The 22,913-nt window shown below is 70.6% G+C and carries 19 protein-coding genes; 13 read left to right on the forward strand and 6 right to left on the reverse strand.

The genetic code is table 11. The features are described 5' to 3' along the window. Positions 1 to 153 precede the first annotated feature (153 nt). Complete coding sequence (locus tag IF78_RS0137690; RefSeq protein ID WP_031487097.1) at positions 154 to 1,482, reverse strand: S1 family peptidase; 1,329 nt, start codon at positions 1,480 to 1,482, stop codon at positions 154 to 156. Between the two features lie 189 nt (positions 1,483 to 1,671). On the opposite strand from IF78_RS0137690, the gene IF78_RS0137695 reads away from it, so the two are divergent. The 6 genes from IF78_RS0137695 (at position 1,672) to IF78_RS0137720 (ending at position 10,420) form a co-directional block, all read left to right on the forward strand. Further along, the gene (locus IF78_RS0137695; RefSeq protein ID WP_031487098.1) at positions 1,672 to 2,085 is read left to right on the forward strand and encodes a PaaI family thioesterase; all 414 of its coding nucleotides are present in this window, start codon (positions 1,672 to 1,674) and stop codon (positions 2,083 to 2,085) included. A 475-nt stretch (positions 2,086 to 2,560) separates the two neighbouring features. Then, complete coding sequence (locus IF78_RS0137700) at positions 2,561 to 2,776, forward strand: hypothetical protein (RefSeq protein ID WP_031487099.1); 216 nt, start codon at positions 2,561 to 2,563, stop codon at positions 2,774 to 2,776. A gap of 95 nt (positions 2,777 to 2,871) precedes the next feature. After that, a complete protein-coding gene (locus IF78_RS0137705) occupies positions 2,872 to 3,678 on the forward strand; it encodes an HlyD family efflux transporter periplasmic adaptor subunit (RefSeq protein ID WP_031487100.1) in 807 nt (268 codons plus the stop codon). Next, complete coding sequence (locus IF78_RS0137710) at positions 3,675 to 5,897, forward strand: NHLP family bacteriocin export ABC transporter peptidase/permease/ATPase subunit (RefSeq protein ID WP_031487101.1); 2,223 nt, start codon at positions 3,675 to 3,677, stop codon at positions 5,895 to 5,897. Before IF78_RS0137705 ends, IF78_RS0137710 begins: the two co-directional genes overlap by 4 nt. Position 5,898: 1 nt before the next feature. Further along, positions 5,899 to 8,718, forward strand: coding sequence for an NHLP bacteriocin export ABC transporter permease/ATPase subunit (locus IF78_RS0137715; protein WP_031487102.1), 2,820 nt, complete (start codon positions 5,899 to 5,901; stop codon positions 8,716 to 8,718). A 208-nt stretch (positions 8,719 to 8,926) separates the two neighbouring features. Further along, a complete protein-coding gene (locus tag IF78_RS0137720; protein WP_031487103.1) occupies positions 8,927 to 10,420 on the forward strand; it encodes an alpha/beta fold hydrolase in 1,494 nt (497 codons plus the stop codon). A gap of 44 nt (positions 10,421 to 10,464) precedes the next feature. Here the strand turns inward: IF78_RS0137720 and IF78_RS0137725 are convergent, their stop codons facing one another. Beyond that, entirely contained in the window at positions 10,465 to 12,102 is a 1,638-nt protein-coding gene (locus tag IF78_RS0137725) for a sigma-70 family RNA polymerase sigma factor (protein ID WP_031487104.1), read from the reverse strand. A gap of 333 nt (positions 12,103 to 12,435) precedes the next feature. Between IF78_RS0137725 and IF78_RS0137730 the strand changes: the two genes are divergently transcribed. Beyond that, positions 12,436 to 12,858, forward strand: coding sequence for an STAS domain-containing protein (locus IF78_RS0137730; protein ID WP_031487105.1), 423 nt, complete (start codon positions 12,436 to 12,438; stop codon positions 12,856 to 12,858). 139 nt (positions 12,859 to 12,997) lie between these two features. On the opposite strand, the gene IF78_RS0137735 is transcribed toward IF78_RS0137730, so the two are convergent. Then, the gene (locus tag IF78_RS0137735) at positions 12,998 to 13,432 is read right to left on the reverse strand and encodes a protease inhibitor (protein ID WP_031487106.1); all 435 of its coding nucleotides are present in this window, start codon (positions 13,430 to 13,432) and stop codon (positions 12,998 to 13,000) included. Between the two features lie 337 nt (positions 13,433 to 13,769). Here IF78_RS0137735 and IF78_RS0137745 point away from each other — a divergent pair, with 337 nt between their 5' ends. From IF78_RS0137745 to IF78_RS0137765, 5 genes are all read left to right on the forward strand, one after another. After that, entirely contained in the window at positions 13,770 to 14,321 is a 552-nt protein-coding gene (locus tag IF78_RS0137745; protein ID WP_031487107.1) for a hypothetical protein, read from the forward strand. A gap of 254 nt (positions 14,322 to 14,575) precedes the next feature. Then, positions 14,576 to 16,120, forward strand: coding sequence for a purine-cytosine permease family protein (locus IF78_RS0137750; RefSeq protein WP_425314641.1), 1,545 nt, complete (start codon positions 14,576 to 14,578; stop codon positions 16,118 to 16,120). Beyond that, positions 16,117 to 16,812 (forward strand): alpha/beta fold hydrolase, encoded by a 696-nt coding sequence (locus IF78_RS0137755; protein WP_031487109.1) that lies wholly within the window; start codon positions 16,117 to 16,119, stop codon positions 16,810 to 16,812. The genes IF78_RS0137750 and IF78_RS0137755 overlap by 4 nt, the downstream gene beginning before the upstream one ends. 73 nt (positions 16,813 to 16,885) lie before the next feature. Continuing rightward, positions 16,886 to 18,055 carry a lactate 2-monooxygenase gene (locus IF78_RS0137760; RefSeq protein WP_031487110.1) on the forward strand — a complete coding sequence of 390 codons (1,170 nt, stop codon included), beginning with the start codon at positions 16,886 to 16,888 and terminating at the stop codon, positions 18,053 to 18,055. Further along, on the forward strand, positions 18,052 to 19,029 hold the full coding sequence (locus IF78_RS0137765) for a 2-hydroxyacid dehydrogenase (protein ID WP_031487111.1): 978 nt from the start codon (positions 18,052 to 18,054) through the stop codon (positions 19,027 to 19,029). The genes IF78_RS0137760 and IF78_RS0137765 overlap by 4 nt, the downstream gene beginning before the upstream one ends. A gap of 66 nt (positions 19,030 to 19,095) precedes the next feature. On the opposite strand, the gene IF78_RS0137770 is transcribed toward IF78_RS0137765, so the two are convergent. The 3 genes from IF78_RS0137770 to IF78_RS0137780 all read right to left on the reverse strand — a co-directional run bounded on the left by IF78_RS0137770 (position 19,096) and on the right by IF78_RS0137780 (position 21,679). Continuing rightward, positions 19,096 to 20,712: an RICIN domain-containing protein gene (locus IF78_RS0137770; protein ID WP_031498682.1), complete on the reverse strand. Its 1,617-nt coding sequence runs from the start codon at positions 20,710 to 20,712 to the stop codon at positions 19,096 to 19,098. A 340-nt stretch (positions 20,713 to 21,052) separates the two neighbouring features. Further along, positions 21,053 to 21,430: a hypothetical protein gene (locus tag IF78_RS0137775; RefSeq protein WP_031487113.1), complete on the reverse strand. Its 378-nt coding sequence runs from the start codon at positions 21,428 to 21,430 to the stop codon at positions 21,053 to 21,055. A gap of 3 nt (positions 21,431 to 21,433) precedes the next feature. Continuing rightward, positions 21,434 to 21,679, reverse strand: coding sequence for a hypothetical protein (locus IF78_RS0137780; RefSeq protein ID WP_004979459.1), 246 nt, complete (start codon positions 21,677 to 21,679; stop codon positions 21,434 to 21,436). 209 nt (positions 21,680 to 21,888) lie between these two features. Here IF78_RS0137780 and sigJ point away from each other — a divergent pair, with 209 nt between their 5' ends. After that, positions 21,889 to 22,821 carry an RNA polymerase sigma factor SigJ gene (sigJ, locus tag IF78_RS0137785; RefSeq protein WP_031487114.1) on the forward strand — a complete coding sequence of 311 codons (933 nt, stop codon included), beginning with the start codon at positions 21,889 to 21,891 and terminating at the stop codon, positions 22,819 to 22,821. Positions 22,822 to 22,913 lie beyond the last annotated feature (92 nt).

The raw sequence follows: 22,913 nt of genomic DNA on the forward strand, positions 1-22,913 counted from the left end.
GGGTGCCGTGGGGGCGGAGGACGGATGCCCGCCCCGACACGGAGCGGTCCGGCCCTCCCGCCGGAGGGCCGGACCACATTCGTCCGCATCACTCGGAGTGTGCCCGGATCACTCGGATCCGTGCGTCGGTGTCACTGCGTCGGTGTCAATGCGTCAGTTGTTGCCGACGCCGTTGCCGATGATCTCGCCGAGGCCGTTGCCCGTGCCGTCGGCGTTCCCGTTGCCGACCTCTTCACCGGCTCCGGCCTCCTCACCGGCTCCGGCCTCTTCACTCGCGCCGGCCTCTTCACCGGCCCCGGCTTCCTCACCGGCGCCCGCTTCCTCGCCGGCCCCGGCCTCCTCGCCCGCGCCCGCGCCGCCCGCGGCGTCGCCGCCGAGGGTCGCGCCGACCGCCTCCAGTGCGGTCGTCACCGGCTGGAAGAAGGTCTCGCCGCCGACCGTGCAGTCACCGCTGCCGCCGGAGGTGAGGCCGATCGCGAGGCCGTCCTGGGTGAACAGGGAGCCGCCGCTGTCGCCGGGCTCGGCGCAGACGTTGGTCTGGATGAGCCCGGTGACCGTGCCCTCCGGGTAGTTCACGGTGGCGTCGAGACCCGTGACCTGACCGTCGTTCAGCCCGGTCGTGCTGCCCATCCGGAAGACCTGGAGGCCGACCTCGGCGTCCGCGGCCTGGCTGATCGCGACGGTCTGGTCGCCGAGGTTGACCTCGCTCGGCGCCTGGGTCGCCGGGTCGTCGTACTTGACCAGCGCGAAGTCGCCGTCGCCGGGGAAGGTGGACTGATCGACGGTGGCGATCGGCTGGCCGCCCTCGGCGTCCGACCACTCGTTGCCGGCGAGCGTGCAGTGACCGGCGGTCAGGAACGCGGGGCTGCCGTCGCCCGCGGTGACGTTGAAGCCCGCGGAGCAGCGCGAGCCGCCGGCGAAGATGGCGTCGCCGCCGGAGAGGAACGTCTTGAAGGTGCCGGCCGACTTCTTGATGGTCGCCATGCCCGAGCCGAGGCTCTGGACGGTGGACTCCAGCTGGTCCCAGTTGTCGCCGGTGACGGTGCTGTCGGCGGTGACGAGGATCTTGTTCGTTCTGGGGTCGACGGCCCACGCGGTGCCCGGGATGGTCGCCTCGGACTTCAGGGTCTGCGCGCCCGACTCGAGCTCGTCCAGGCTGTTCTCGACCTCGCGGACCTTCGCGCCCGCCTTCTTGGCCTGGACGATGACGTTGTTGTCGTCGCCGTTCACCACGTTGACGACGAGCTGCTGACTCTCGGCGTCGTAGTACGAACCGGCGAAGGCGTCGCCGAGCATTCCTGCGAGCTGCGAGGCGAGATCCGAGGCGTCCGCCGCCTTCAGGGTCTTGGGGGCCGCGGCCGCGTCCGACGCGCCGTCCTGGGACGCGTTGGCGTTCGGCAACAGGATCGCGGCCGCTCCGAGCGCCACCACGCTGCCCGCGGCTATCGCGGCCTTGCGCTTCGGAATTCGCTTGTGACTCAAACTTCTCGACCTCCTGGGGGGACGGGGTCTGTGCCGCCGTATCCGCGGCAGCTGTTCGGGGCGCCTGGTTGGCAGTTGGTACGCAGGGGTCGCCCGGGGCGTTCAATTCCGTTTGCGCGCGCTCCGTTCGCACCACCGAATCGGCCAAGGACCGCGCCCGAAGCTCCGGCGGCGGGAAGAATCCCCCATATGACGATGACCACCGCCGAAGCCGACAAGATCCTCTCCGCCAATTTCGCCCCCTGGGTGCTCCAACTCGGCCTGTCCGTCCAGGCGGTGGAGGACCACCGCGCCATCCTGCGAATGCCCTGGTCGGACACGCTGGCCCGAGAGGGCGGCGCCCTGTCGGGGCAGGCGTTGATGGCCGCCGCCGACACCGCGACCGTGATCGCCGTGTCGGCGGCGCGCGGGGCGTACGGGCCGATGACGACGGTGCAGCAATCGACGTCTTTTCAGCGCGCGGTGGTCGGTTCGGATGTCCTGATCGAAGCGGTCGTGACCAAACTGGGGCGCCGTATGGCGTTCGCGGACATCACGATGACCGACGAAGGCTCGGGGGAAATCGCCGCCCGTGCGAGCACCGTGTACGCACTTCTGGGCTGACACGATCCGCTACCGATCAGTAACGGTCGGTTGAGAATGCCGAGCGGAATCCCGGCTTCAGCGAATCTGCACATTCAATACTCAACGAAGTCACCGTGCGCCGGGGTTCTCCACAGGGGGCTACCGACAGTCACCCCCTTGGGGCCGGAGTGTCGGATTCGCCGCCGCGTCGGCCCGAGCTCCCGGGAGCGGATGCAACAGCTCGCCTGAGCCGATGCTGTGACGCATGTGAAGAAGTCGCCGACGAGACGTGCCCGTATCTGCACGGATCGATAGGTCTGGGGCTCAAGTGCCCTGGTGAGGGCGTTGGTTGATTGGAAGCCCGTACCCGCAGCGTGCTTTGATCCATCGCACCGCGGGGGCCGCGAACGGCTTCCGGAAACGGACGCCGGGCGCTCGCGGTCGCGGCCGTCATCTGTCCCCAGAGGGGGCCGCTCCCCCTTGTGAAATACCCATTAGGAAGGGAAGTTCCATCATGAACTCCACCCCCCAGGTTGCGACCGTCGAGATCTCCGACGCCGAGCTCGACAACGTCTCCGGCGGCCTGCAGGTCAACGCCGTGAACGGCGCCCTTGACGCGGTGAACGGCATCGCCCCGGTTTCCGCCCTGGTGGACACCGTCGTCGGCACCGTCGAGGGCACCACGGGCCTGAACACCGCCCCGGTCCAGAACCTGGTCGCCGGTCTCTGATCGCGCCTTTGCGCCATTGAGTCCCGGAGCCGCAGCCGGCGGTTCCGGGATTCTCCCGTGCTGTAACGACCTCTTCTACGGGTGAGGGAAGTTCCTTGCAGTTCCGCCAACAGGCCCTCGCCAAGCTCCAGTCACCGGAGGAGCTCGACCTTCCGGTGCGCTTCGCCCGCCCCCAGGGCTGGCTGGTCCTCGCCGTGACCGTGGTCGTCATGGCCGCCGCCTCCGTGTGGGCGGTGACCGGCTCGGTCACCTCCACGGTCAGCGCGCCCGCCATCCTCACGCACGGCCAGGGCAGCTACATCCTGCAGAGCCCGGTCGCCGGGCAGGTCACCGCGGTCCTCGCGAAGCAGGGCGAGCGGCTCCCGGCGAACTCCCCCGTCCTGAAGGTCCGTACCGCGCAGGGCGAGACGACCGTCCGCACGGTCGCCGCGGGCCGGGTCACCGCGCTCGCCGCCACCATCGGGCAGATCATCTCCACCGGCGCGAACGTCGCCGCGGTCGAGAAGGTCGCCCACGCCAAGGACCCGCTGTACGCCACGGTGTACGTGCCCGCCGAGAACGCGGCCTCCATCCCCGACAAGGCCGCCGTGGACCTCACGGTCTCCTCGGTGCCCACCCAGGAGTACGGCGTCCTGCGCGGTCATGTGAAGTCGGTGGACCGCTCCGCGCAGTCGGCGCAGCAGATCGCCGCGTTCCTCGGGGACCAGCAGCTGGGCGAGCAGTTCACCAAGGACGGCAGGCCGGTCGCCGTGACGGTGAAGCTGGACCGGAAGTCGAGCACGAAAAGCGGCTACGAGTGGTCGTCCGCCGACGGGCCGCCGTTCGACCTCACCTCGATGACCCTGGCCTCGGGCTCGATCCGGCTGACCGACCAGCGTCCCGTCGATTGGCTGCTGCCGTGAGCCCCGCCCAGGAGTCCCGCAGCCGGCGCCGCGCCGCACCGCCGAAACGCCCCGTGCCCAAGGGGAGGGCGAAGACCGTCCGCACGCCCACCGTGCTCCAGATGGAGGCCGTGGAGTGCGGCGCCGCCTCCCTCGCGATGGTGCTCGGCCACTACGGCCGCCATGTCCCGCTGGAGGAGCTGCGCATCGCGTGCGGTGTCTCCCGCGACGGCTCGCGCGCCAGCAACCTGCTCAAGGCGGCCCGCTCTTACGGCCTGACCGCCAAGGGCATGCAGATGGACACGGCCGCGCTCGCCGAGGTGAAGACGCCGGCCATCCTGTTCTGGGAGTTCAACCACTACGTCGTCTACGACGGTATGGGCCGCCGCTTCGGCCGCCGGGGCGTGTACATCAACGACCCCGCCAAGGGCCGCCGCTTCGTGCCCATGGAGGACTTCGACGGCAGCTTCACCGGCGTCGTCCTGGTCATGGAGCCCGGGGAGGACTTCAGCAAGGGCGGGCGTAAACCGGGCATCCTCGGCGCGATGCCCGCCCGCCTGCGCGGCACCGCGGGCACGATGCCCGCCGCCGTCCTGGCGAGCCTGCTGCTGGTGGTGGTCGGCGCGGCGGTGCCCGCGCTGAGCCGCACCTACATCGACATGTTCCTCATCGGCGGCCAGACCTCCCTGCTGAGCGTGCTGTTCGCGTCGATGGGGACCTGCGTCGCGCTCACGGTCGTGCTGACCTGGCTGCAACAGACCAACCTCCTGCGCGGCCGCATCATCTCCTCGACCCTCTCCAGCGCCCGCTTCCTGCGCCATCTGCTGCGGCTGCCGGTGACGTTCTTCTCCCAGCGCAGCCCGGCCGACCTGGTGCAGCGCCTCCAGTCGAACGACGCCGTCGCCGAGACACTCGCCCGTGACCTCGCGGCGGCGGGCGTGGACGCGGTGGTCGTCGTCCTCTACGCGCTCCTCCTCTACACCTACGACCCCCAGCTGACCTTCGTCGGCATCGGCGTCGCCCTGCTGAACGTCGTCGCGATGCGGGTCGTCATCCGCCTGCGCGCCACCCGTACCGCGAAACTCCGCGCGGACAACGCCCGGCTCACCAACACCGCCTACACCGGCCTCCAGCTGATCGAGACGATGAAGGCGACCGGCGGCGAGGACGGCTACTTCCGCAAGTGGGCCGGACAGCACGCCACCACGCTCGAGGAGCAGCAGCGCCTCGGCGTGCCGAGCGCCTGGCTGGGCGTGGTCGCGCCCACGCTGGCCTCGCTCAACAGCGCGCTCATCCTCTGGATCGGCGGCATGCGCGCGGTCGAGGGCGGCATCTCGGTCGGCCTGCTGGTCGCCTTCCAGGCCCTGGTCACCCGCTTCACCGCCCCGATCACCCGACTCAACGGCGTTGCGGGCCGCATCCAGGACTTCGCCGCCGACGTGGCCCGCCTGAAGGACGTGGAGAACTTCGAGGCGGACCCGCTCTACGGCCGTCCCGGCGCGGGCGATTCGACGCGCCGGCTGCACGGCCATGTCGAGTTGCAGAACATCACCTTCGGCTACAGCCCCCTCGACAAGCCCCTCCTCACCGGCTTCGACCTGACGGTGGGTCCGGGCCAGCAGGTCGCGCTGGTCGGCGGCTCGGGAAGCGGCAAGTCCACGGTGTCGAGGCTGATCTCAGGTCTGTACGCCCCGTGGGAGGGCGTCATCCGCATCGACGACCAGCGCATCGAGGACATCCCGCGCGGCGCCCTCGCGGCCTCCGTCTCCTTCGTCGACCAGGAGGTGTTCCTCTTCGAGGGCACGGTCCGCGACAACGTGGCGCTGTGGGACCCGTCCATCCCGGACGACGCGGTGGTGGACGCGCTGCGGGACGCCGCGCTCTACGACGTGGTCATGCGCCGCCCCGGCGGCATCCACAGCAAGGTCGAGCAGGACGGCCGCAACTTCTCCGGAGGTCAGCGCCAGCGCCTGGAGATCGCCCGGGCCTTGGTGCGCCGCCCCAGCATCCTGGTGCTGGACGAGGTGACGAGCGCGCTGGACGCCGAGACCGAGCTGGTCGTGATGGACAACCTGCGGAAGCGCGGCTGTGCCTGTGTGGTGATCGCGCACCGGCTCAGCACCGTGCGCGACAGCGACGAGATCGTCGTACTCCAGCACGGCACGATCGTCGAACGCGGGCGGCACGAGGACCTCGTCGCGCGCGGCGGCGCGTACGCGGCACTGGTCAAGGAGCGGTGAGATGACCTCCGTCCACGAGGGTGACCTCGTCCTCAACGCGCTCGGTCAGATGGGCACGCGCATCGACTGCGCCGGATTCAACCGCCTGGACCTCGAAGGGCCTCAGGTGCTGTGGCTGGTCGCGTCCGGCGCCGTGGACCTGTTCGCGGTCGACGCCGGGCAGCAGGGCCACTGGCACCACCTGGGCCGGCTGGAGGCGGGCTCGCTGCTCCTCGGCCCGGTCGCGGGACCTCAGCACACGCTGGTGGCGCGCCCGCTGAGGGACTGCGTCGTGCACCGCATCGGGCTGCGCGAGCTGTACCAGCCCGCGAACACGCAGACGTGGTCCTACGACGAGTACGGCAACCCGCAGTACGTGCCACCGCAGACCAGCCCCCTGGAATACGCCCTCGCGCTCGGCGTCGGCCGCAGCCTGTCCATCCTCTTCCAGGCACCGATGGCGACCGAGGGGTCGGCCGCCGAGGTGACCGACGACGACGTCTTCTGGATGCAGGTGCCGCCGGGCAGTGTGCAGTACGGCTCGGTGTACGGCGCGGAGGCGGCCGCCGACCTGCTGATGGACCCGGCGGTCTGGCAGTCCATGGTCGACCAGCAGTACCGCCTGCTGACCACGCTGGACCGCTGGATCGAACAGCTGGAGCGCACCCACGAGTCGCGCACGGCTGAGGGCATCAAGGCCGGCGAGGCGGTGCGCGCCCAGGCCGACCGGACGCTGCTGGCGTCCATCGGCAAGCGCAGCGACAAGCGCACGACGGCCGCCGACGCGGACGCGAGTTACGCCGCCTGCAAGCTGGTCGCCGAGGCGGCCGGGATCACACTGGCCGAGCCCGCGCAGAGCGGCACCGAGAGCGACCGGCTCGACCCGGTCGAGCGGGTGGCCATCGCGTCACGCGTGCGCACCCGGGCCGTACGGCTGGACGGGCGGTGGTGGCGGGACAACGTGGGACCGCTGGTGGGCCACCGCGCGCTCTCGGGCGCGCCCGTGGCGCTGCTGTGGCGGCGCGGCGGCTATGTCGCCGTCCATCCGGCGACCGGCCGGGAGACGCCGATCGAGAAGGCCAACGCGGAGGAGTTCGAGCCGCGGGCGGTGATGTTCTACCGACCGCTGCCCGACCGCGCGCCCAGCCCGCTGAGGCTGCTGCGGTTCAGCATGCGGGGCACCGGCGGCGATCTGACGAACCTCATGATCAGCGGCCTGGTGACCGTCGCGATCGGCGCGCTGGTGCCGATCGCGACCGGCAAGGTGCTCGGCGAGTTCGTGCCGAAGGCGCAGACCGGGCTGATCGTGCAGTTCTGTCTGGCCGTGATGATCAGCAGTGTGGTGGCCGCGGCGTTCATGCTGCTGCAGAACCTGACGATCCTGCGGCTGGAGGGCCGTATCGAGGCGACCCTCCAACCGGCCCTGTGGGACCGGCTGCTGCGGCTGCCCACGAAGTTCTTCACCGAGCGCTCGACCGGTGAACTGGCGAGCCAGGCCATGGGCATCAGCGCGATCCGCCGCCTGATGGCCGGAGTCGGCCCCGTCGTCGCGCAGTCGGTGACGGTGGGCGCGATGAACCTGGCGCTGCTGTTCTGGTACAGCGTGCCGATGGCGCTCGCGGCGATCGGCATGCTCGTCGTCATCGCGGCCGTGTTCCTGGGGCTGGGACTGTGGCAGGTGCGCTGGCAGCGGCGGCTGGTGGTGCTCAGCAACAAGCTCAACAACCAGGCGTTCCAGACCCTGCGCGGACTGCCGAAACTGCGCGTCGCGGCGGCCGAGAACTACGCGTACGCGGCCTGGGCGGACCGGTTCGCGCGCAGCCGCGAGCTGCAGCAGAAGGTGGGGCGGATCAAGAACCTCACCACGGTGCTGGGCGCGGTGTACCTGCCGTTGTGCACGCTGCTGATGTTCATGCTGCTCGCGGGCCCCGCGCGCGGGTCGATGTCGGCGGCCGCGTTCCTCACCTTCAACACGTCGGTGACGATGCTGCTGACCTCGGTCACCCAGCTGACCGGCGCGTTCGTGTCGGTGGTGGCCGCGCTGCCGCTGTTCGAGGAGATCAAGCCGGTGCTGGAGGCGACGCCCGAGGTGCGCTCGGCGAGCACCCGGCCCGGCCCGCTGACCGGGGCGATCGAGGCGCGCCGCCTGTCCTTCCGGTACTCGGACGACGGTCCCCTGATCCTCGACGACGTGTCCTTCGACGTACGCCCGGGCGAGTTCGTGGCGATCGTCGGCCCCAGCGGCTGCGGCAAGTCGACGCTGCTGCGCCTGCTGATCGGCTTCGACAAGCCGGTGTCCGGCAGCGTCCTCTACGACGGCCAGGACCTGGCGGCGCTCGACCAGTCGGCCGTGCGGCGGCAGTGCGGCGTGGTGCTCCAGCACGCGCAGCCGTTCACCGGGTCCATCCTGGACGTCATCTGCGGCACCGAGCCGTACACGCCGGAGGAGGCGATGGCGGCGGCCGAGATGGCGGGCCTCGCCGAGGACATCAAGCGGATGCCGATGGGGCTGCACACCATCGTCTCGGGCAGCGGTGCGATCTCCGGCGGCCAGCGGCAACGCCTGATGATCGCCCAGGCGTTGATCCGCCGCCCGCGCATCCTGTTCTTCGACGAGGCGACCAGCGCCCTGGACAACGAGACCCAGCGCACGGTCATCGAGTCGACCAGGGCCCTCAACGCCACCCGCATCGTCATCGCGCACCGCCTGTCGACGGTGCTGGACGCCGACCGCGTGATCGTCATGGAGGACGGCAAGGTCGCCCAGCAGGGTCCGCCCGCGCAGCTCCTCGCGGACACGGGCGGACGGCTGCACGAGTTGGTTCGGCGTCAGATGGCGTGACCGGGCAGGCTGGGGCCGCCGGTTCCGGGACGCCTCAGGGGTTCGGTCGGCAACCCCTGAGGCGCAGCCCTTACCGCGGCCCTGATCACGCCCCTGTGCCTTCCCTGATTCCCGCTCCGCACGGTTGTGAGCGCCCTCGGACCACTGCGACCGTCGATCATGCGGTCACCCCCGTGATCCGTTTCGCAGGCGCCTCGGAAGGGACTTCATGCAACCGCTCGTCAGGGCACTCACCGGAGTGCTCGTCACAGGATTACTCGCCGGATTGCCGACGGCGGGAGCGGAGGCGGCGGATGCCGGCCCTCCCGGCGGCAGCCCGGCGCCACGGGCGATCGACTGGAAGCCGTGCGCCCAGGACGCCACGGCGGAATGCGGGACCCTGCGCCTGCCCGTCGACCGGGCTCGCCCGTCGGGCGGCACGTTCGATCTCGCGGTGGCCCGGCGCAAGGCGACCGAACCGGATCGCCGGGTCGGTGTGCTGCTGGTCAACCCGGGTGGACCGGGCGACTCGGGGGTGAACTTCGCGGTGGGGCGCGCCAAGTCCCACTTCAGCGCAGAGATCCAGGCGAAGTTCGACATCGTCGGCTTCGACCCTCGGGGTGTGGGGGGCAGCAATCCGGTGCGGTGCTCCACGAAACTGCTGGCCCAACGGCCGTCGGCCTACCCCCGCGACCAAGGGCAGTTCGAGCGGCTCGCCGAGTACAACCGCGCGCTGCGCGAGGACTGCCGTCGGCACACCGGTCCCCTCTTCGACCACGCCGACACCCTGAGCGTGGTCCACGACATGGACGCGCTGCGCGAGGCGCTGGGCGAGGAGAAGATCAACTACTTCGGCCACTCCTACGGCACGCTGATCGGCGAGCAGTACGCGGAGGAGTACGGCGACCGGATCCGGTCCATGGCCCTCACCGCGAACATCGACCACAGCCTCGGTACGCGGGAGTTCCTCGTCTCCTCCGCGGAAACCGCCGAGGACTCGTTCCACCAGTTCGTGAAGTGGTGCGACCGCACGAGCTCCTGCGCACTGCACGGCCGGGACGTGACCGCCGTGTGGGACGGCTTGCTGGCGCGCGCGGACCGGGGGGAGATAGACGACCCCGAGAGGCCGGGACTGACTCTCACCGCGAACGACATCACCCTGTTCGCCTTCAAGACGTACTACGGCCCGAACTGGGACGAACTGGCCACCTATGTGGCCGGTCTCGACGCGCAGAAGCCGAACGAGCGGCCGAGCCCGGAGGAATCCCAGCAGGCGGGTCCGCCGACGACGGCGCAACCGTTCCACGCGGTCTTCTGTCAGGACTGGCGCATCCGGCCGAAGAACTACGCGCAGTACGCCAGGCTGACCCAGGCCGAACTACGGGCCGCACCGCACATGCGCGGGACGCCTCGCGTGCACGACGCGGTGGCCGGCTGCGTCGGCTGGCCCGACGAGGTGAACAACCCGCAGCACCGCCTGCGCATCACCCAGGCGCCCAAGATCCTCATGCTGCATTCGCGGCACGACCCGGCGAATCATTTCGCGTGGGCGGCCAACGTCCACCGGCAGACCCGCGGGACGACCGTCCTGCTCCCCTACGAGGGCGCCGGACACAGCCTCTACGGGCGCAGCGACTGCACACGTGATGCCGTGGACGACTACCTCACGGAGCTGAGACTCCCGACAGCGGGCAGCAGCTGCGCCCCCGCCGCGGCGAACTGATCACACTCAGACGTCCAAGCCCGGGCACGGAGCCGACCGCGACGTCAGAGCTTGGCGCCGAAGTTCTGCGTCCACCAGGGGCCGCCGGAGCCGTCGTGGATGCCCACGCCGATGTCCTTGAACGAGCAGTTGAGAATGTTGGCGCGGTGGCCGGGGCTGTTCATCCAGGACTCCATCACCGCCTCCGGCGTCTGCTGGCCCTGGGCGATGTTCTCCCCGTAGGTGGACCAGCGGTAGCCCGCTTCGGTGATCCGCTGTCCGGGGTCCTCGCCGTCCGGGTTGGTGTGGTCGAAGAAGCCGCGGGCGGCCATGTCCTCGGAGTGGCCCTGCGCGGCCTTGTTCAGCAGTGCGTCCTCGGCGAGCGGGCCGCACCCGGCGGCCGACCGCTCCTTGTTCACCAGCGCGACCACCTGCCCGACGGTGTCGGTCGGGACCGGCTGCGACTGCGGCGTGCTGGACGCGGTCCGGGTCGGCTTGGGGGTCGGCCGTGGAGTCGGCGAGGCCTTCTTTGTGGGTTTGGGGCTCTTGGAAGGGCGCGGCTTCTTCGTCGGCGACGCGGACGGCGACGGAGACTTGGACGGCGACGGGGAGGTCTCGATGGGGCTGACGTCCGAAAGGTCCACTTCGGGGGCGCCGGCGGCCGACGCGGCGGTCGGCTCCCCGGTCCCGCTACCGGGGTCCCTGTCGAGGTACCAGAGGCCGCCGCTCGCGACGCAGGCCGCCACGACGGCGCCTCCGATGGCCCGGCGCCGGAAGCGCCGACGCCGACGGGCCTCGCTGCGGGAGGCCGCCCGGCCACCCGCGGCACGGTGCCCGGCGTTCCGGCCCGATCCGGTGTGGCCCGCGGACGAGTTCAGCCGGGAGGCCGAGCCGACGACGGCCATATCGTCGGCGGCGGACAGCACCCTGTCCAGCAGCGCGGGCGCCGCGGCGACCAGTGCGAGACCGGCCAGGAGCCCCTCGGCAGGCATCAACCCGGCCCACAAACCGGAACATTGCACGCAATCACGGGCATGCCTGGCTATTCGCTTGCGCCACAGCGCCGAGGGCCGGCCGTCCCAGGAGGCCAGCAGGCCTTGCAGTTCCTGGCATCGGGGCCGGGAGTCGAGGGCCCGCACCACGACGCGGGCCGCCTCCAGCTGCGCCTTCATCCGCTGCACCCTTACCGCCGTGTGCTGCGGTGACAGTTGTAGAGCGGCCGCGACCTCGGCCCGGGTCAGCTGGCCGGCGCACTCCAGCCACCAGAGGGACAGCAGTCCTCGGTCGTCGGGCTCCAGCCAGCGTGTCGCACGTGCGGTCTCCTGGCGCTGGCCGGACAACTGCAGGCGCACCATGGTCAGGTCCACGAAGTCGGCGCCCGGATCCGCGAGCCGCTCGGCCTCCTCGACGGCGCCGGGGGCCGACTGGCGGTCCTGCCAGTGGGCCCGCACCTGGTTCATCGCGATCGCCACGAGCCAGGAGCGGAAGCTCTCGGGAGTGCGCAGCCCGCCGAGCGCGTCGAGGGCGCGCAGCATGGTTTCCTGCACGACGTCGTCGACGTCGACGGAGCCGTTCAGAGCCCTTCCCACGATGTTGTAGACCAGCGGGAGGTACGCACCGACCAGGGCGTCCTGAGCCTCCTGGTCACCGCTTCGGGCCGCGGTGACCAGTGCCGCCAGTTCCGTCGTGCGCTCTGTACCCATCAAAAACTTCCCTGTCCTCGACGCCGAACGAAGCTGTCCATCCGCATGGGAGATCGATCGATGAGCCGCTGATAACAGTTCTTCGGACGCTTGTTCCAGGAGAGACTCACGGGGCCGGACGGGCGGCGCAATGGGAAACGTCACATCCGCGGGACCGAGTGCCGGCCGGCCGGACAAACCAGCGAGAGACGAAAGGGGTGAAGGGTCAATCTTCTTGGGCAAAATTCACCAAGTCGAGTGAACCAGATCTTGCGCGCGGCGCGGCGGGGATGCCCACCCTCATCACCGGGTAACTACCCGGATCAAATGCCCCCCTGCCGAGGTGGAGCGGACATGACGCCGGACGCCGACGACCGCGCCCCCTATCCGACCGAGGACCTGGCCGCGGATCCCCTCCGCCGCGTGCCGCCCCCGGCGAACGCCCATGCCCGCACCCGCAGATGCGGTCCGTTCACCGTGGTCGAGGTCGTGGGCGAGATCGATCTGGCGACCGCGGTGTTCGTCGCCGAGCATCTGGACGCGGCGACGGCGCGGCCCGAGCCGGACGTGCTCGTCGATCTGCGGTGGGTGGACTTCTTCGACTGCTCGGGACTGCGCGTACTGTGCCGGGCCGAAACGCGGGTCAGAGAGCGGGGCGGTCGCCTCCGGATCGTCTCCGACGCGCCGCGGATACTGCGGCTGCTGCGCGGTGCGGGTCTACTGGGCCGCTTCGCACCCTTGTCCGGTGTCCCGGGGGAAGACGGTGATACTCCGTAGTGTTCCGAGGTGTCGACCGGGCGGCCCCACTCCGCCCGGCCGACCCCCGGTGCGAGATCGCGGGGGCCCCACGGCAGGACGCACACTCCCCATCCGCGCGTCTGTGCCGAACTGCACGGGGCCGTGCGATCCCGGTCCCTTAGAACGCGAAGAGGCTCGTCCCGTAGGAGCCCTTCACGCACTCGTTGGAGAAGGTGCGCTCATAGGAGACGCGCTTGCCCTGCCAGACGCCGTCGACCGTGACGATCACGGGGTCGTACTGCTTGGTGCACAGCACGCCCTCCCTGGCTCTCAGCGCATCGAAGTCCCCGCCCACACCCCGCAGTTCACCACAGGCCGACATGGCGTCCGGGTGCGTGCCGGAGGCCGTCGGGGAACAGCTCAGGGTGACCGCGCGCACCGGCGTGGTCATGGTGGCGCTGTCGCCGTGGGCCAGGGTGAGCACCAGGGCCGAGGGGGCGTAGAGCGAGGCGGGGGCGGCGTCCTGGCCGGCCAGGGCGGATCCGGTGAGGGGTCCGCAGACGGCGGTGGCCGTAAGGCCGAGGGTCGCTGCCCAGCGCGCGGTGTTCCGCATTGTGTGCATCCTTCCGCTCGAGATGAGGGTGTGCCGGCTCCGGCGCGATCGGTGCCGGAGCGACGAGCGGGAGTCTGCCGAGTCCGCCGCCGAAACTCACATCGACACCACGGGTTTCAGTAACCTTGCGTATTGAATCAGTGGCGTGAAGTAACGGACTTCGAACGTTCCAACGCCGAAACTTGGCGGTTCTTGATCGTTCCAACTCGCCGAGTGGCCGGATTGCGCACGCTGATTAATAGGCCTGAAACATTCCGGTTGGGCCCTCCGATTGAGCTCTCGGCTGACTCGCGGCCCGGCCCTTGTGTTCATGAAGCAGCGGAGTAATCGTGATTACATGATTACCAGCGACCAACGAGAGAAGCTGCGCGGCTGGTTCGCCGGTCGCCTGCCGGACGACCTCTTCGAGGAACTGACCGAGGTGACGGTCGACCGCGAGGAGATCACCGTGATCGGCCGCATCCCCGCTCCCCACCTGGCCGAGGACGCCTCGGCCGCCGAGCGGGAGGCGGCCGTGGAGGGCCGGATCCAGGAGTTCCGGGAGCGCACCCGGGAGACCCGGATCGGGGTGGCCCGGGACGCGGAGCACAGGTTCCGCCGGAAAGTGTCCTGGGGTGTGGAGTGCGACGGTGAGCGCGCCCTGTTCACCCACATCGCCGCACCGGTGATGACCCGGCTGCGTCAGCCCGAGCGCCAGGTCCTCGACACCCTGATCGCCGGCGGGGTCGCCCGCAGCCGCAGCGACGCCCTCGCCTGGTGCGTACGCCTGGTCCAGCGGCACACGGACGACTGGCTCACCGAGCTGTGCGAGTCCCTGGAGAACGTCCAGCGGGTGCGGGCACAGGGACCGGACGCGGAGCCGGAGGACTCGCCCACGGACCATGAGTGATGGAGGTTTCGTCCACTCAGGGCACCGAAGGTGGATGAACCGTCCTCTGGTGCGGATCGTGCGCCCCGCCATACCGTCTGCAGATCCCCGAGAGGACGGCATCCGCGCTGCCCGCACACCCCAGCGGCAGGCACCGGCCGTCACCCCCGCCGCGCCACAACGCGCTCCACCGCCCCGCCCCCGCTGGAGCCCCTGTGTCCCCCGAGCCCCAACGCCTCTCCCCCGTCTCCTCCCCCGCTCCCTCCTTGACCGAGGTGGAGACCCACGGCGTCGACCGCATCCCCGACGCCGAGCGCACCGCGACCCCGCTCGATCTCTTCCGCCTCGCCTTCGGCGGCGCCAACACCTTCTCCACCTGTGTCCTCGGCGCCTTCCCGATCCTGTTCGGCCTCTCCTTCTGGCAGGGCCTCGCGGCCACGCTGCTCGGGGTCGTCATGGGCGCGCTGATCCTCTGCCCGATGGCGGTGTTCGGCCCGGTCAACGGCACCAACAACGCCGTCTCGTCCTCCGCGCACCTCGGAGTGCACGGCCGCGTCGTCGGCTCCTTCCTCTCCCTGCTGACGGCCGTCGCGTTCTTCTCGATCTCGGTGTGGAGCTCGGGCGACGCCCTGGTCGGCGGCGCGCACCGGCTCTTCGGTCTGACCCGCGGCAACCTCTCGTACGTCGTCGCGTACGCCCTGTTCGCCGGCCTGGTCCTCGCGGTCTGTGTCTACGGCTTCCGTCTCATGCTGTTCGTCAACAAGGTCGCCGTGCCGTCGGCCGGCCTGCTGTTCCTGCTCGGCGCGATCGCGTTCGCCGGCGACTTCGATCCGTCGTACGCGGGTGTCTTCACGGACTCCGCGGACGCGGCGACCCGGTCGCTGTTCTGGCCGTCGTTCATCGGGGCGGCCCTGATCGTGCTGTCCAACCCCGTCTCGTTCGGGGCGTTCCTCGGGGACTGGTCGCGCTACATCCCGGCGAGCACACCGCGCCGCAAGGTGATCGGCGCCGCGTTCCTGTCGCAGATCGCGACGCTGCTGCCGTTCGTGTTCGGCCTGGCGACCGCGAGCATCATCGCCACGAAGGTGCCCGAGTACGTCGATCCGGCCGCCCCCGACTTCGTGGGCGGGCTGCTGGCGATCTCGCCGGGCTGGTACTTCCTGCCGGTGTGTCTGCTGGCGCTGATCGGCGGCATGGCGACGGGCACGACGGCGCTGTACGGGACCGGGCTCGACTTCTCGTCGGTGTTCCCCCGGCTGTCGCGGGTGCGGGCGACGCTGCTGGTCGGCGGGCTGTCGATCGCGTTCATCTTCATCGGGCGGTTCGGGCTCGACCTGGTGCGGTCGATCTCGACCTTCGCCACCGTGATCATCACGTGCACCACGCCGTGGATGGTGGTGATGATGCTGGGCTACTGGACCCGGCGCGGCTGGTACGACCCCGACGCCCTCCAGGTCTTCAACCGCCGTCAGCGCGGCGGCCGATACTGGTTCGCTCACGGCTGGAACTGGCGGGGTATGACCGCCTGGTGGGTGGCGGCGCTGATCGGCGTGCTGTTCACCAACATCCCGGGCCAGTTCGTCGGCCCGCTGGGCGATCTCGCCGCCGGCGTGGACATCAGCCTGCCGCTGTCCCTGGTCGTCGCCGCCGTGCTGTTCCTGGCGCTGCTGCGGCTGTTCCCCGAGCCGCGGGCGGTGTACGGGCCCGAGGGCGCGCGGCTGGCGCGTACCGTCGAGGTGCCGGTGCCGCCGATCACCGGCCCGGGCGCGAAGGCCGACGGGGAGCCGTTGTCAGACCCGTCCGCTACGTTGCGGGCATGACCAACTTCGTACTGGTGGCAGGTGCTTGGCTCGGGGCGTGGGCGTGGGACGAGGTGGCCGCCGAACTGCGCGCGGCCGGGCATGACGTCCATCCGCTCACGCTGTCCGGCCTCGCCGAGAAACAGGGCGTTCCGGCCGGACAGCAGACCCATGTCCGGGACATCGTGGGGGAGGTCGAACGCCTCGGTCTGCGGGACGTCGTCCTCGTCGGGCACAGTTACGCGGGCGTGCCCGTCGGGCAGGCGGCCGAGGGGATCGGTGATCGGCTGCGGCACGTGGTGCTGGTCGACGCCAACGTCGCCGTCGACGGTGAGACGTTCCTGTCCGGCTGGCCGAGCGACGAGGTGCGGGCGGCGATCGAGGCGCACGGAGGCATCTGGCCGCGGCCGACCGCGGCCGACTTCTCGGGCCAGGGGCTGACGGACGAGCAGATCGCCCGCATCGTCGACGGCTGCACCCCGCACCCGGGCGCCACACTCACCGAACCGGCGGTCGTACCACGCCCGTTGAGCGAGCTCCCGGGCACTTACGTCAAGTGCCTCCTCGACGGCGAGGAACCATGGGGCGCCGCGGCAGAACTGCTCAAGAGCGACCGCTGGGAGTTGGTGAACATGGACACCGGCCACTGGCCGATGTTCTCCCAGCCTCGCGAACTGGCCGGCATCCTGCACGAGTCGGCGACCGCCCTCTGATCCACTGCCCCGCCTACCGGTCGGTATGGTCGGCGTACAGCGCGTTCTCAGTGACGAGAGGCGGGGCGTACGCATGGGCAAGCACTGGGCGGACTTCCAGTACGAGATCTACCTGAACGGGATGTCGGGCGCCGTACCCCGCCTCCCCACCGATCTGACCCGGCTGGAGGAGCTGACCGAGCAGCGCCTCGGTCCCGGTCCCGTCGGCTATGTGGCGGGCAGCGCGGGCGACGGCAGCACCGCCCGCGCCAACCGGGCGGCCCTCGGGCGACGCCGGATCGTGCCGCGCATGCTGCGGGACGTGCACGAACGGGATCTGTCCGTGGAGGTGCTGGGCCGCCCCCTGCCCGCTCCCCTGGCACTGGCGCCGGTCGGAGTGCTGTCGATCATGCACCCGGACGCCGAGTGCGCCGCCGCCCGAGCCGCCGCCGCGCAGGGCGTGCCGTTCATCCTGTCGTCGGCGTCCAGCACACCCATGGAGCAGGTCGCGGAGGCGATGGGGGACGCCGAGCGCTGGTTCCAGCTGTACTGGCCCAAGGACCCGGAGGTGGCCCGGAGTTTCCTGCGCCGGGCGAAGGCGGCCGGGTTCACCGCGCTCGTCGTCACGCTGGACACGCCGATGCTGGCCTGGCGGCCACGCGACCTCGACAAGGCCTATCTGCCGTTCCTGCACGGCGTGGGGACCGCCAACTACTTCTCCGACCCGGCCTTCCAGGCCGGTCTGGCCAAGCCGGTGCACGAGGATCCGAACGCGGCCGTCATGCACTTCGTCGGCATGTTCGCGGACCCCGCCAAGACCTGGCCCGACCTGGCGTTCCTGCGGGAGAACTGGGACGGCCCGATCGTCCTGAAGGGCATCCTGCACCCGGACGACGCCCGCGCGGCCGCCGACGCCGGGATGGACGGGGTCGTCGTCTCCAATCACGGCGGCCGCCAGGTCGCCGGATCCATCGGGGCGGCCGACGCCCTGCCCCGGGTCGTGGAGGCGGTCGGCGACCGGCTGACGGTGCTGTTCGACAGCGGGATCCGTACCGGGGACGACGTCTTCAAGGCGCTCGCCCTCGGCGCGCGGGCGGTACTCGTCGGACGGCCGTACGCCTATGGGCTCGGCCTCGACGGGCAGGCGGGTGTCGAGCACGTCATCCGCTGTCTGCTCGCCGAACTCGACCTCACCCTCGCCCTGTCCGGGCACGCCACCCCTGCCACGATCGGGCCCGCCGACCTCATCGAGGAATCCGCATGACCACCCCGAAGAACGTCCTCGCCGTCATCTCGCCCCACGTGGGCGGCCGTGGCATCGGAGCCGGACTGGCCACCCTCTTTCCCGAGGGCGCGAACGTCACCGTCGTCGAGGCGGTCGACGAGGACCCGGCCGCCCTGCGCTCCGCCCACGTCGTCATCACCGCGCTCGCGCCCGTGACCGCCGAACACCTCACCGGAGCACCAGAGTTGGAGCTGGTGCAGTGCGCCAGCCACGGATTCGACTACGTCGACGTGGACGCGGCACGCGAGCGCGGAGTGCGGGTGTGCAACATCGGCTCCAGCGGCGCCGAGGCACAGAACGTGGCCGAGCAGACCTTCGCGCTCATGCTCGCCATGGCCAAGCAACTCGTCCCCGCCCACACCGCGCTCGTCGAGGCCGACTGGGCACTCCCCCGTCTCCAGCACTCGCTGACCGAGCTGTGCGGCAAGACGCTCGGCATCATCGGCCTGGGCCAGATCGGACGGCAGGTCGCCCGCCGCGCGGTCGCCTTCGACATGAGCGTCGTCTACGCCGGACGACACCGGCTGCCGCCGGAGACGGAGGCCGAGTACGGCGGCGCCCGACACGTGCCGCTCGACGAACTGCTGAGCGCCGCCGACTACATCTCCCTGCACACCCCGCTCACCGACGATACCCGGCATCTGCTGAACGCCGAACGGCTGGCGCTGCTCAAGCCGGCGGCGTTCGTGATCAACACCGCGCGAGGCGCCCTGATCGACCAGGACGCCCTCGCGGACGCGCTGGAGAAGGGCGCCCTGGCCGGAGCGGGCATCGACGTCTTCGACCCCGAACCACCCACCCCGGCCCTGCGCCTCCTCCGCGCCCCGAACGTGGTGCTCTCCCCGCACGCCGGTGGCGTCACCCGCGAGACCCTGGTCCGGATCGCGCTGGCCGCGGTCGAGAACGTGACCGCCTTCCTGTCGGGCGGAGCACCACGGGATGTCGTGAACTAGGCCGATGCGGGCCGGTCCCGGACAAGCCACCCACGAGCCAAGCCGCCTGCCGGTCCCGGTCCACGCCTACGTCTCCTCCCGATCCAACCCCACGGCCCGCGCCGCCGGCGTCCCGGTCTCCCCGCTCGACAACGAGCCCGGGCTCGCCGACGACACCGGATCGGTGAGCCAGCGCTGCGCGTCAGAGCCGTCGCGGACCTTGACGACGATGTCGGCGCCCGCGTCAGGTGTGGTGGCCGCGAGGGCGAGCTGGTCGTCCCAGCGGGGCAGCAACTCGCCCTGCACGGTGAGGTCGTAGCGCACGTCGTCGGCCCGCTTCGCGTCGTCGTCGGCACACTCCCCGAGGATCACCACACCGGCGTCGGCGTGCGAGTCGAGGCACAGTTCGGGGTCCGCCACACTGCGCAGCAGGCCGTCCTTCTCGTACGACCACTGCTGGGTGTCGTCGGCCGAGCACTCGGCCAGCTCGGTCCCGGCCCCGGCCTTCGGCTCGCCCCGGATGTCGAGGCACAGCTCCGCGTCGGCATTGCGCAGCCTGGACTGAAGCGGTGCGGTGGGGAGCTGGGCGGTGCCGGGCGGTGCGGAGGAAACCGCGGGCGGCACCTGGGTTTCGGTGCCGCCACCGGTGGCCGAGGCGGCCGGGTCGACCCCGTCGTCGTCCGACAGCAGACCGGCGGCGAGCATGGCGGCGATCAGCCCGGCGGAAGCCAGCCCCACGCCCGTCAGCAGCGTCCGCGAGGAGCGCGGTCCGCCGGCGGGTCTGCGGACCTGCACGGGGATGCGCGACAGGAGGCGTCGTCGTCCGGCGCCGTGCCGGGCGGAGCCGCGCGTGCGGGGCCCGTCGGACCGCGCACGGCCCGGACGGGTGTCCAGATAGCGGCGCGCGCCCCACCCGAGCACCGCCTCGGCGATCAGCACGCCCAACCCGCCCTCGAAATGACTCAGTTGTTCGGCGGCGTTACGGCAGTAGCGGCACTCCGTCAGATGCTGCTGGACATCCGGCAGAAGGGCCCCGCCCCGGCGAATCGGGACGTCGAGGAGGCGGTTGTAGAACCGGCAATCCTTCGTCGGCGCGAGTTCCCGATGGGCATGTACACAACCTTCGCGGAATTTATCACGCGCCTGTTCGAGAGCGGCCGACGCGGTAACGGCATCCATGCCCAACAGACCGGCCGGGACGCTTAGCGGCTCGGCCTCGACCTCGGTATGCCAGAGCAGGCAGCGGGCAAGTCCCGGAAGCGCCTGGAACGACCGATCGGCGAGCTTTCGATTTTCGGGCGTCATCGACTTCGCCGTACGCATACCGCGACCACCGGCGGGTTTCGCCAGTTCCGGCAGAACGCCCGCTATTCGGCCCTCGGACGACCACTGCCGGACCGTGTCCCGGACGGCGACGAGCAGCCGGGGCCGCAGCGCGACGGCGGGTTCGCCCAGCGCCAGACGGTCGAGGACCTGGTGGAAGGCGGCGGCGGTGACCATGTCGGCGACAGCCGACGGAGCGGCGAGACAGATCACCGCGTATTCGCGACCGGGTTGCCAGTGCCGCGCCATGAGCAGCGCGACGGACGGAGCGGCCTCGGAGTCCGTACGGCCCCGCAGCCGTGCGGCGAGACCTTCGTCGGATTCCTCGGGAACTCCGCCGGGCGGCGGGTAAGGGGGGCGAGGGGGGTGGGGGGTGAGCACTGAACGGAATCCTTCCCACGCGCATGTGACTCAGAAGGCCTGGTGCCGAAAAGGAGGAGCGGTCTGGTGTGTACCTTTTCGGCGCGAGCGTGGGGAGCGCGAATTCACCAACGTCCATCCGTCCCGGTTCTCCACGGCACGAATGAGCCCCGGTCTTTTCCCACCCCCCACGGGTAGTTCACCCTTGCACAGCACGCTCGTGGCCAACAAGGCACTTGGGCAACATCCGGCCCATTGAAAGAAGGTCAGATACGACGGCAACACGCCGTAGCCGCACCACGTTTCGGCATTCCATGCGCCCCATGTGAAACGCACGCACGCGCCGGAGCGCCGTCGGGCCTCAGATCTGCCAGGAGCGCAGCCGGTCTGCCGCGCTGTACACGTCGACCTTGCCGGAGATCAGGTCGCGGGCGAGATCGACGAGGGCGCCGTAGGGCGGGTCGATGCCGACGCCGCTGACGAACATGTAGGCCACCGCGGAGGCACAGGCGAAGCGCGCGTTGGCCGAGGGAAGCGGCTTGAGCAGGGCGAGGGTGTGCAGCAGCGCGGCGGCCCGCCAGGCCGGGTCGGAGTCGACACCCAGGCGGGGCGGATCCACGCGATGGCGGGCGACGGCGGCGACCAACGCGGAGAAGTCGTTGATCGTGGGCTGGTCCGGCAGGACCTCTTCGTGACGCTGGAGCAGCCAGGGCACGTCGATATGAATGACAGGTGCCATCGGTCAGGCGGCCCGTCCCTCGCCCTTGGCGGGCGGCTCGTCGTCGGGAAAGGCGGCCGCGAACTCGTCCGCGTGCGACGCGAAGAACCGGCGGAACGCCTCGGCGCCCTCCTGCAGCGCCCGGTGCCGGGCTATGTCGGCCGCGGCGGCCTCGCGCACGAGCGCCTTCATCGACGTACCGCGTTCCTTGGCGATCTGCCGCAGGTCCTCTAGCTCGCGGTCGCTGAACTCCACGTTGAGAGCTGGCATGCCCTCACGGTACCGCTCGGGTACTTAACCGTAAATACCCGCAGGTCAAGTGTGATGTACGACGGTACCGAGGGAGTGCGGAACGCTCTCGCGAGCACCGGTCCGCTCACACGGAATCCCCGAGACGTAGGTCACATTCGATCGGGGGATGTCACACTCCTGCCCCCACCAGGCCTCGCAGTAGTGAGCGCGCACTGGGAGGCCCCCGTATGTCCGACATCCCCGCATCCGTCACCGACGAGGCGACCGGCGTCTTCGTCCGGCACCGTGAGCTGATGTTCGGCGTCGTCTACAACATGCTCGGCAGCGTCGCCGACACCGAGGACGTCCTGCAGGAGACCTGGCTGTCGTGGACGGCGCGCGGCGGGGGCGCACCGCTGGACGGCATCACCAACCCGCGGGCGTACCTCGTGCGGATCGCGGTGAACCACGCGCTGGCCCGGCGGGCCGCGATCAGCCGCCGCCAGGAGACGTACGTCGGCCCGTGGCTGCCCGAGCCGCTGGTCGCGGACGGCGAGGGGGCCGGCGCCGACGACCCGGCCCTGCGCACCGAGTCCGTTTCGCTGGCGATGCTGGTCGTCCTGGAGTCGTTGACGCCGCTGGAGCGCGCGGTGTTCGTGCTGCACGAGGTGTTCGGGTACCCGCACGCGGAGATCGCGGAGATCATCGACCGCAGCCCGGCGGCGGTACGGCAGCTGGCGCATCGTGCCCGGGAGCATGTGCACGCGCGCCGGCCGCTGTACGAGGCTCATCCGCGGGTGCGGCGAGAGGCGACCGAGCGGTTCGTGCGGGCCGCGGTGGGCGGCGACATCGCCGCGCTGATGGAGATCCTCGCGCCGGACGTGACGGTGTGGACGGACGCCGGCGGAAAACGGAAGCGGGCCGGGCTGCGCCCCGTGCACGGCCGGGACAAGGCGGTCCGGCTCTTCGACTCGTTCGCACGCCGGGGCGGTGCGGGCGGAGGCAACCTGGACCTGCGCTACCGGCGCGTCAACGGCGACGACGCGGCGGTGCTGTTCCAGGACGAGGAGCCGTACGCCGTGCTGGTCCTGGACCTGACACCGGACGGCGAGCGGGTGTCCGGCATCTACGTCGTGGCCAACCCGGACAAGCTCACGCACCTCCACAGGGAGGAGGCATGAGTTCCCTGAGTCAACCTCTAGGCAGGCTGGGGTGCGCTGTCCGTGTTTCTGGTCTTGCTGTTGGTTTGGTGGATCGTGGGGTCGTAGCACGT

It is taken from the genome of Streptomyces bicolor (genome assembly GCF_000719285.1).
GTDB classification, from domain to species: Bacteria; Actinomycetota; Actinomycetes; order Streptomycetales; family Streptomycetaceae; genus Streptomyces; species Streptomyces bicolor.

Coding starts and splice junctions, on each gene's coding strand:
- IF78_RS0137695 (WP_031487098.1), top strand. CDS start 1,672: ATGACGATGACCACCGCCGAAGCCGACAAGATCCTCTCCGCCAATTTC.
- IF78_RS0137700 (WP_031487099.1), top strand. CDS start 2,561: ATGAACTCCACCCCCCAGGTTGCGACCGTCGAGATCTCCGACGCCGAG.
- IF78_RS0137715 (WP_031487102.1), top strand. CDS start 5,899: ATGACCTCCGTCCACGAGGGTGACCTCGTCCTCAACGCGCTCGGTCAG.
- IF78_RS0137720 (WP_031487103.1), top strand. CDS start 8,927: ATGCAACCGCTCGTCAGGGCACTCACCGGAGTGCTCGTCACAGGATTA.
- IF78_RS0137725 (WP_031487104.1), bottom strand. CDS start 12,102: ATGGGTACAGAGCGCACGACGGAACTGGCGGCACTGGTCACCGCGGCC.
- IF78_RS0137730 (WP_031487105.1), top strand. CDS start 12,436: ATGACGCCGGACGCCGACGACCGCGCCCCCTATCCGACCGAGGACCTG.
- IF78_RS0137735 (WP_031487106.1), bottom strand. CDS start 13,432: ATGCGGAACACCGCGCGCTGGGCAGCGACCCTCGGCCTTACGGCCACC.
- IF78_RS0137745 (WP_031487107.1), top strand. CDS start 13,770: ATGATTACCAGCGACCAACGAGAGAAGCTGCGCGGCTGGTTCGCCGGT.
- IF78_RS0137755 (WP_031487109.1), top strand. CDS start 16,117: ATGACCAACTTCGTACTGGTGGCAGGTGCTTGGCTCGGGGCGTGGGCG.
- IF78_RS0137760 (WP_031487110.1), top strand. CDS start 16,886: ATGGGCAAGCACTGGGCGGACTTCCAGTACGAGATCTACCTGAACGGG.
- IF78_RS0137765 (WP_031487111.1), top strand. CDS start 18,052: ATGACCACCCCGAAGAACGTCCTCGCCGTCATCTCGCCCCACGTGGGC.
- IF78_RS0137775 (WP_031487113.1), bottom strand. CDS start 21,430: ATGGCACCTGTCATTCATATCGACGTGCCCTGGCTGCTCCAGCGTCAC.
- IF78_RS0137780 (WP_004979459.1), bottom strand. CDS start 21,679: ATGCCAGCTCTCAACGTGGAGTTCAGCGACCGCGAGCTAGAGGACCTG.
- sigJ (WP_031487114.1), top strand. CDS start 21,889: ATGTCCGACATCCCCGCATCCGTCACCGACGAGGCGACCGGCGTCTTC.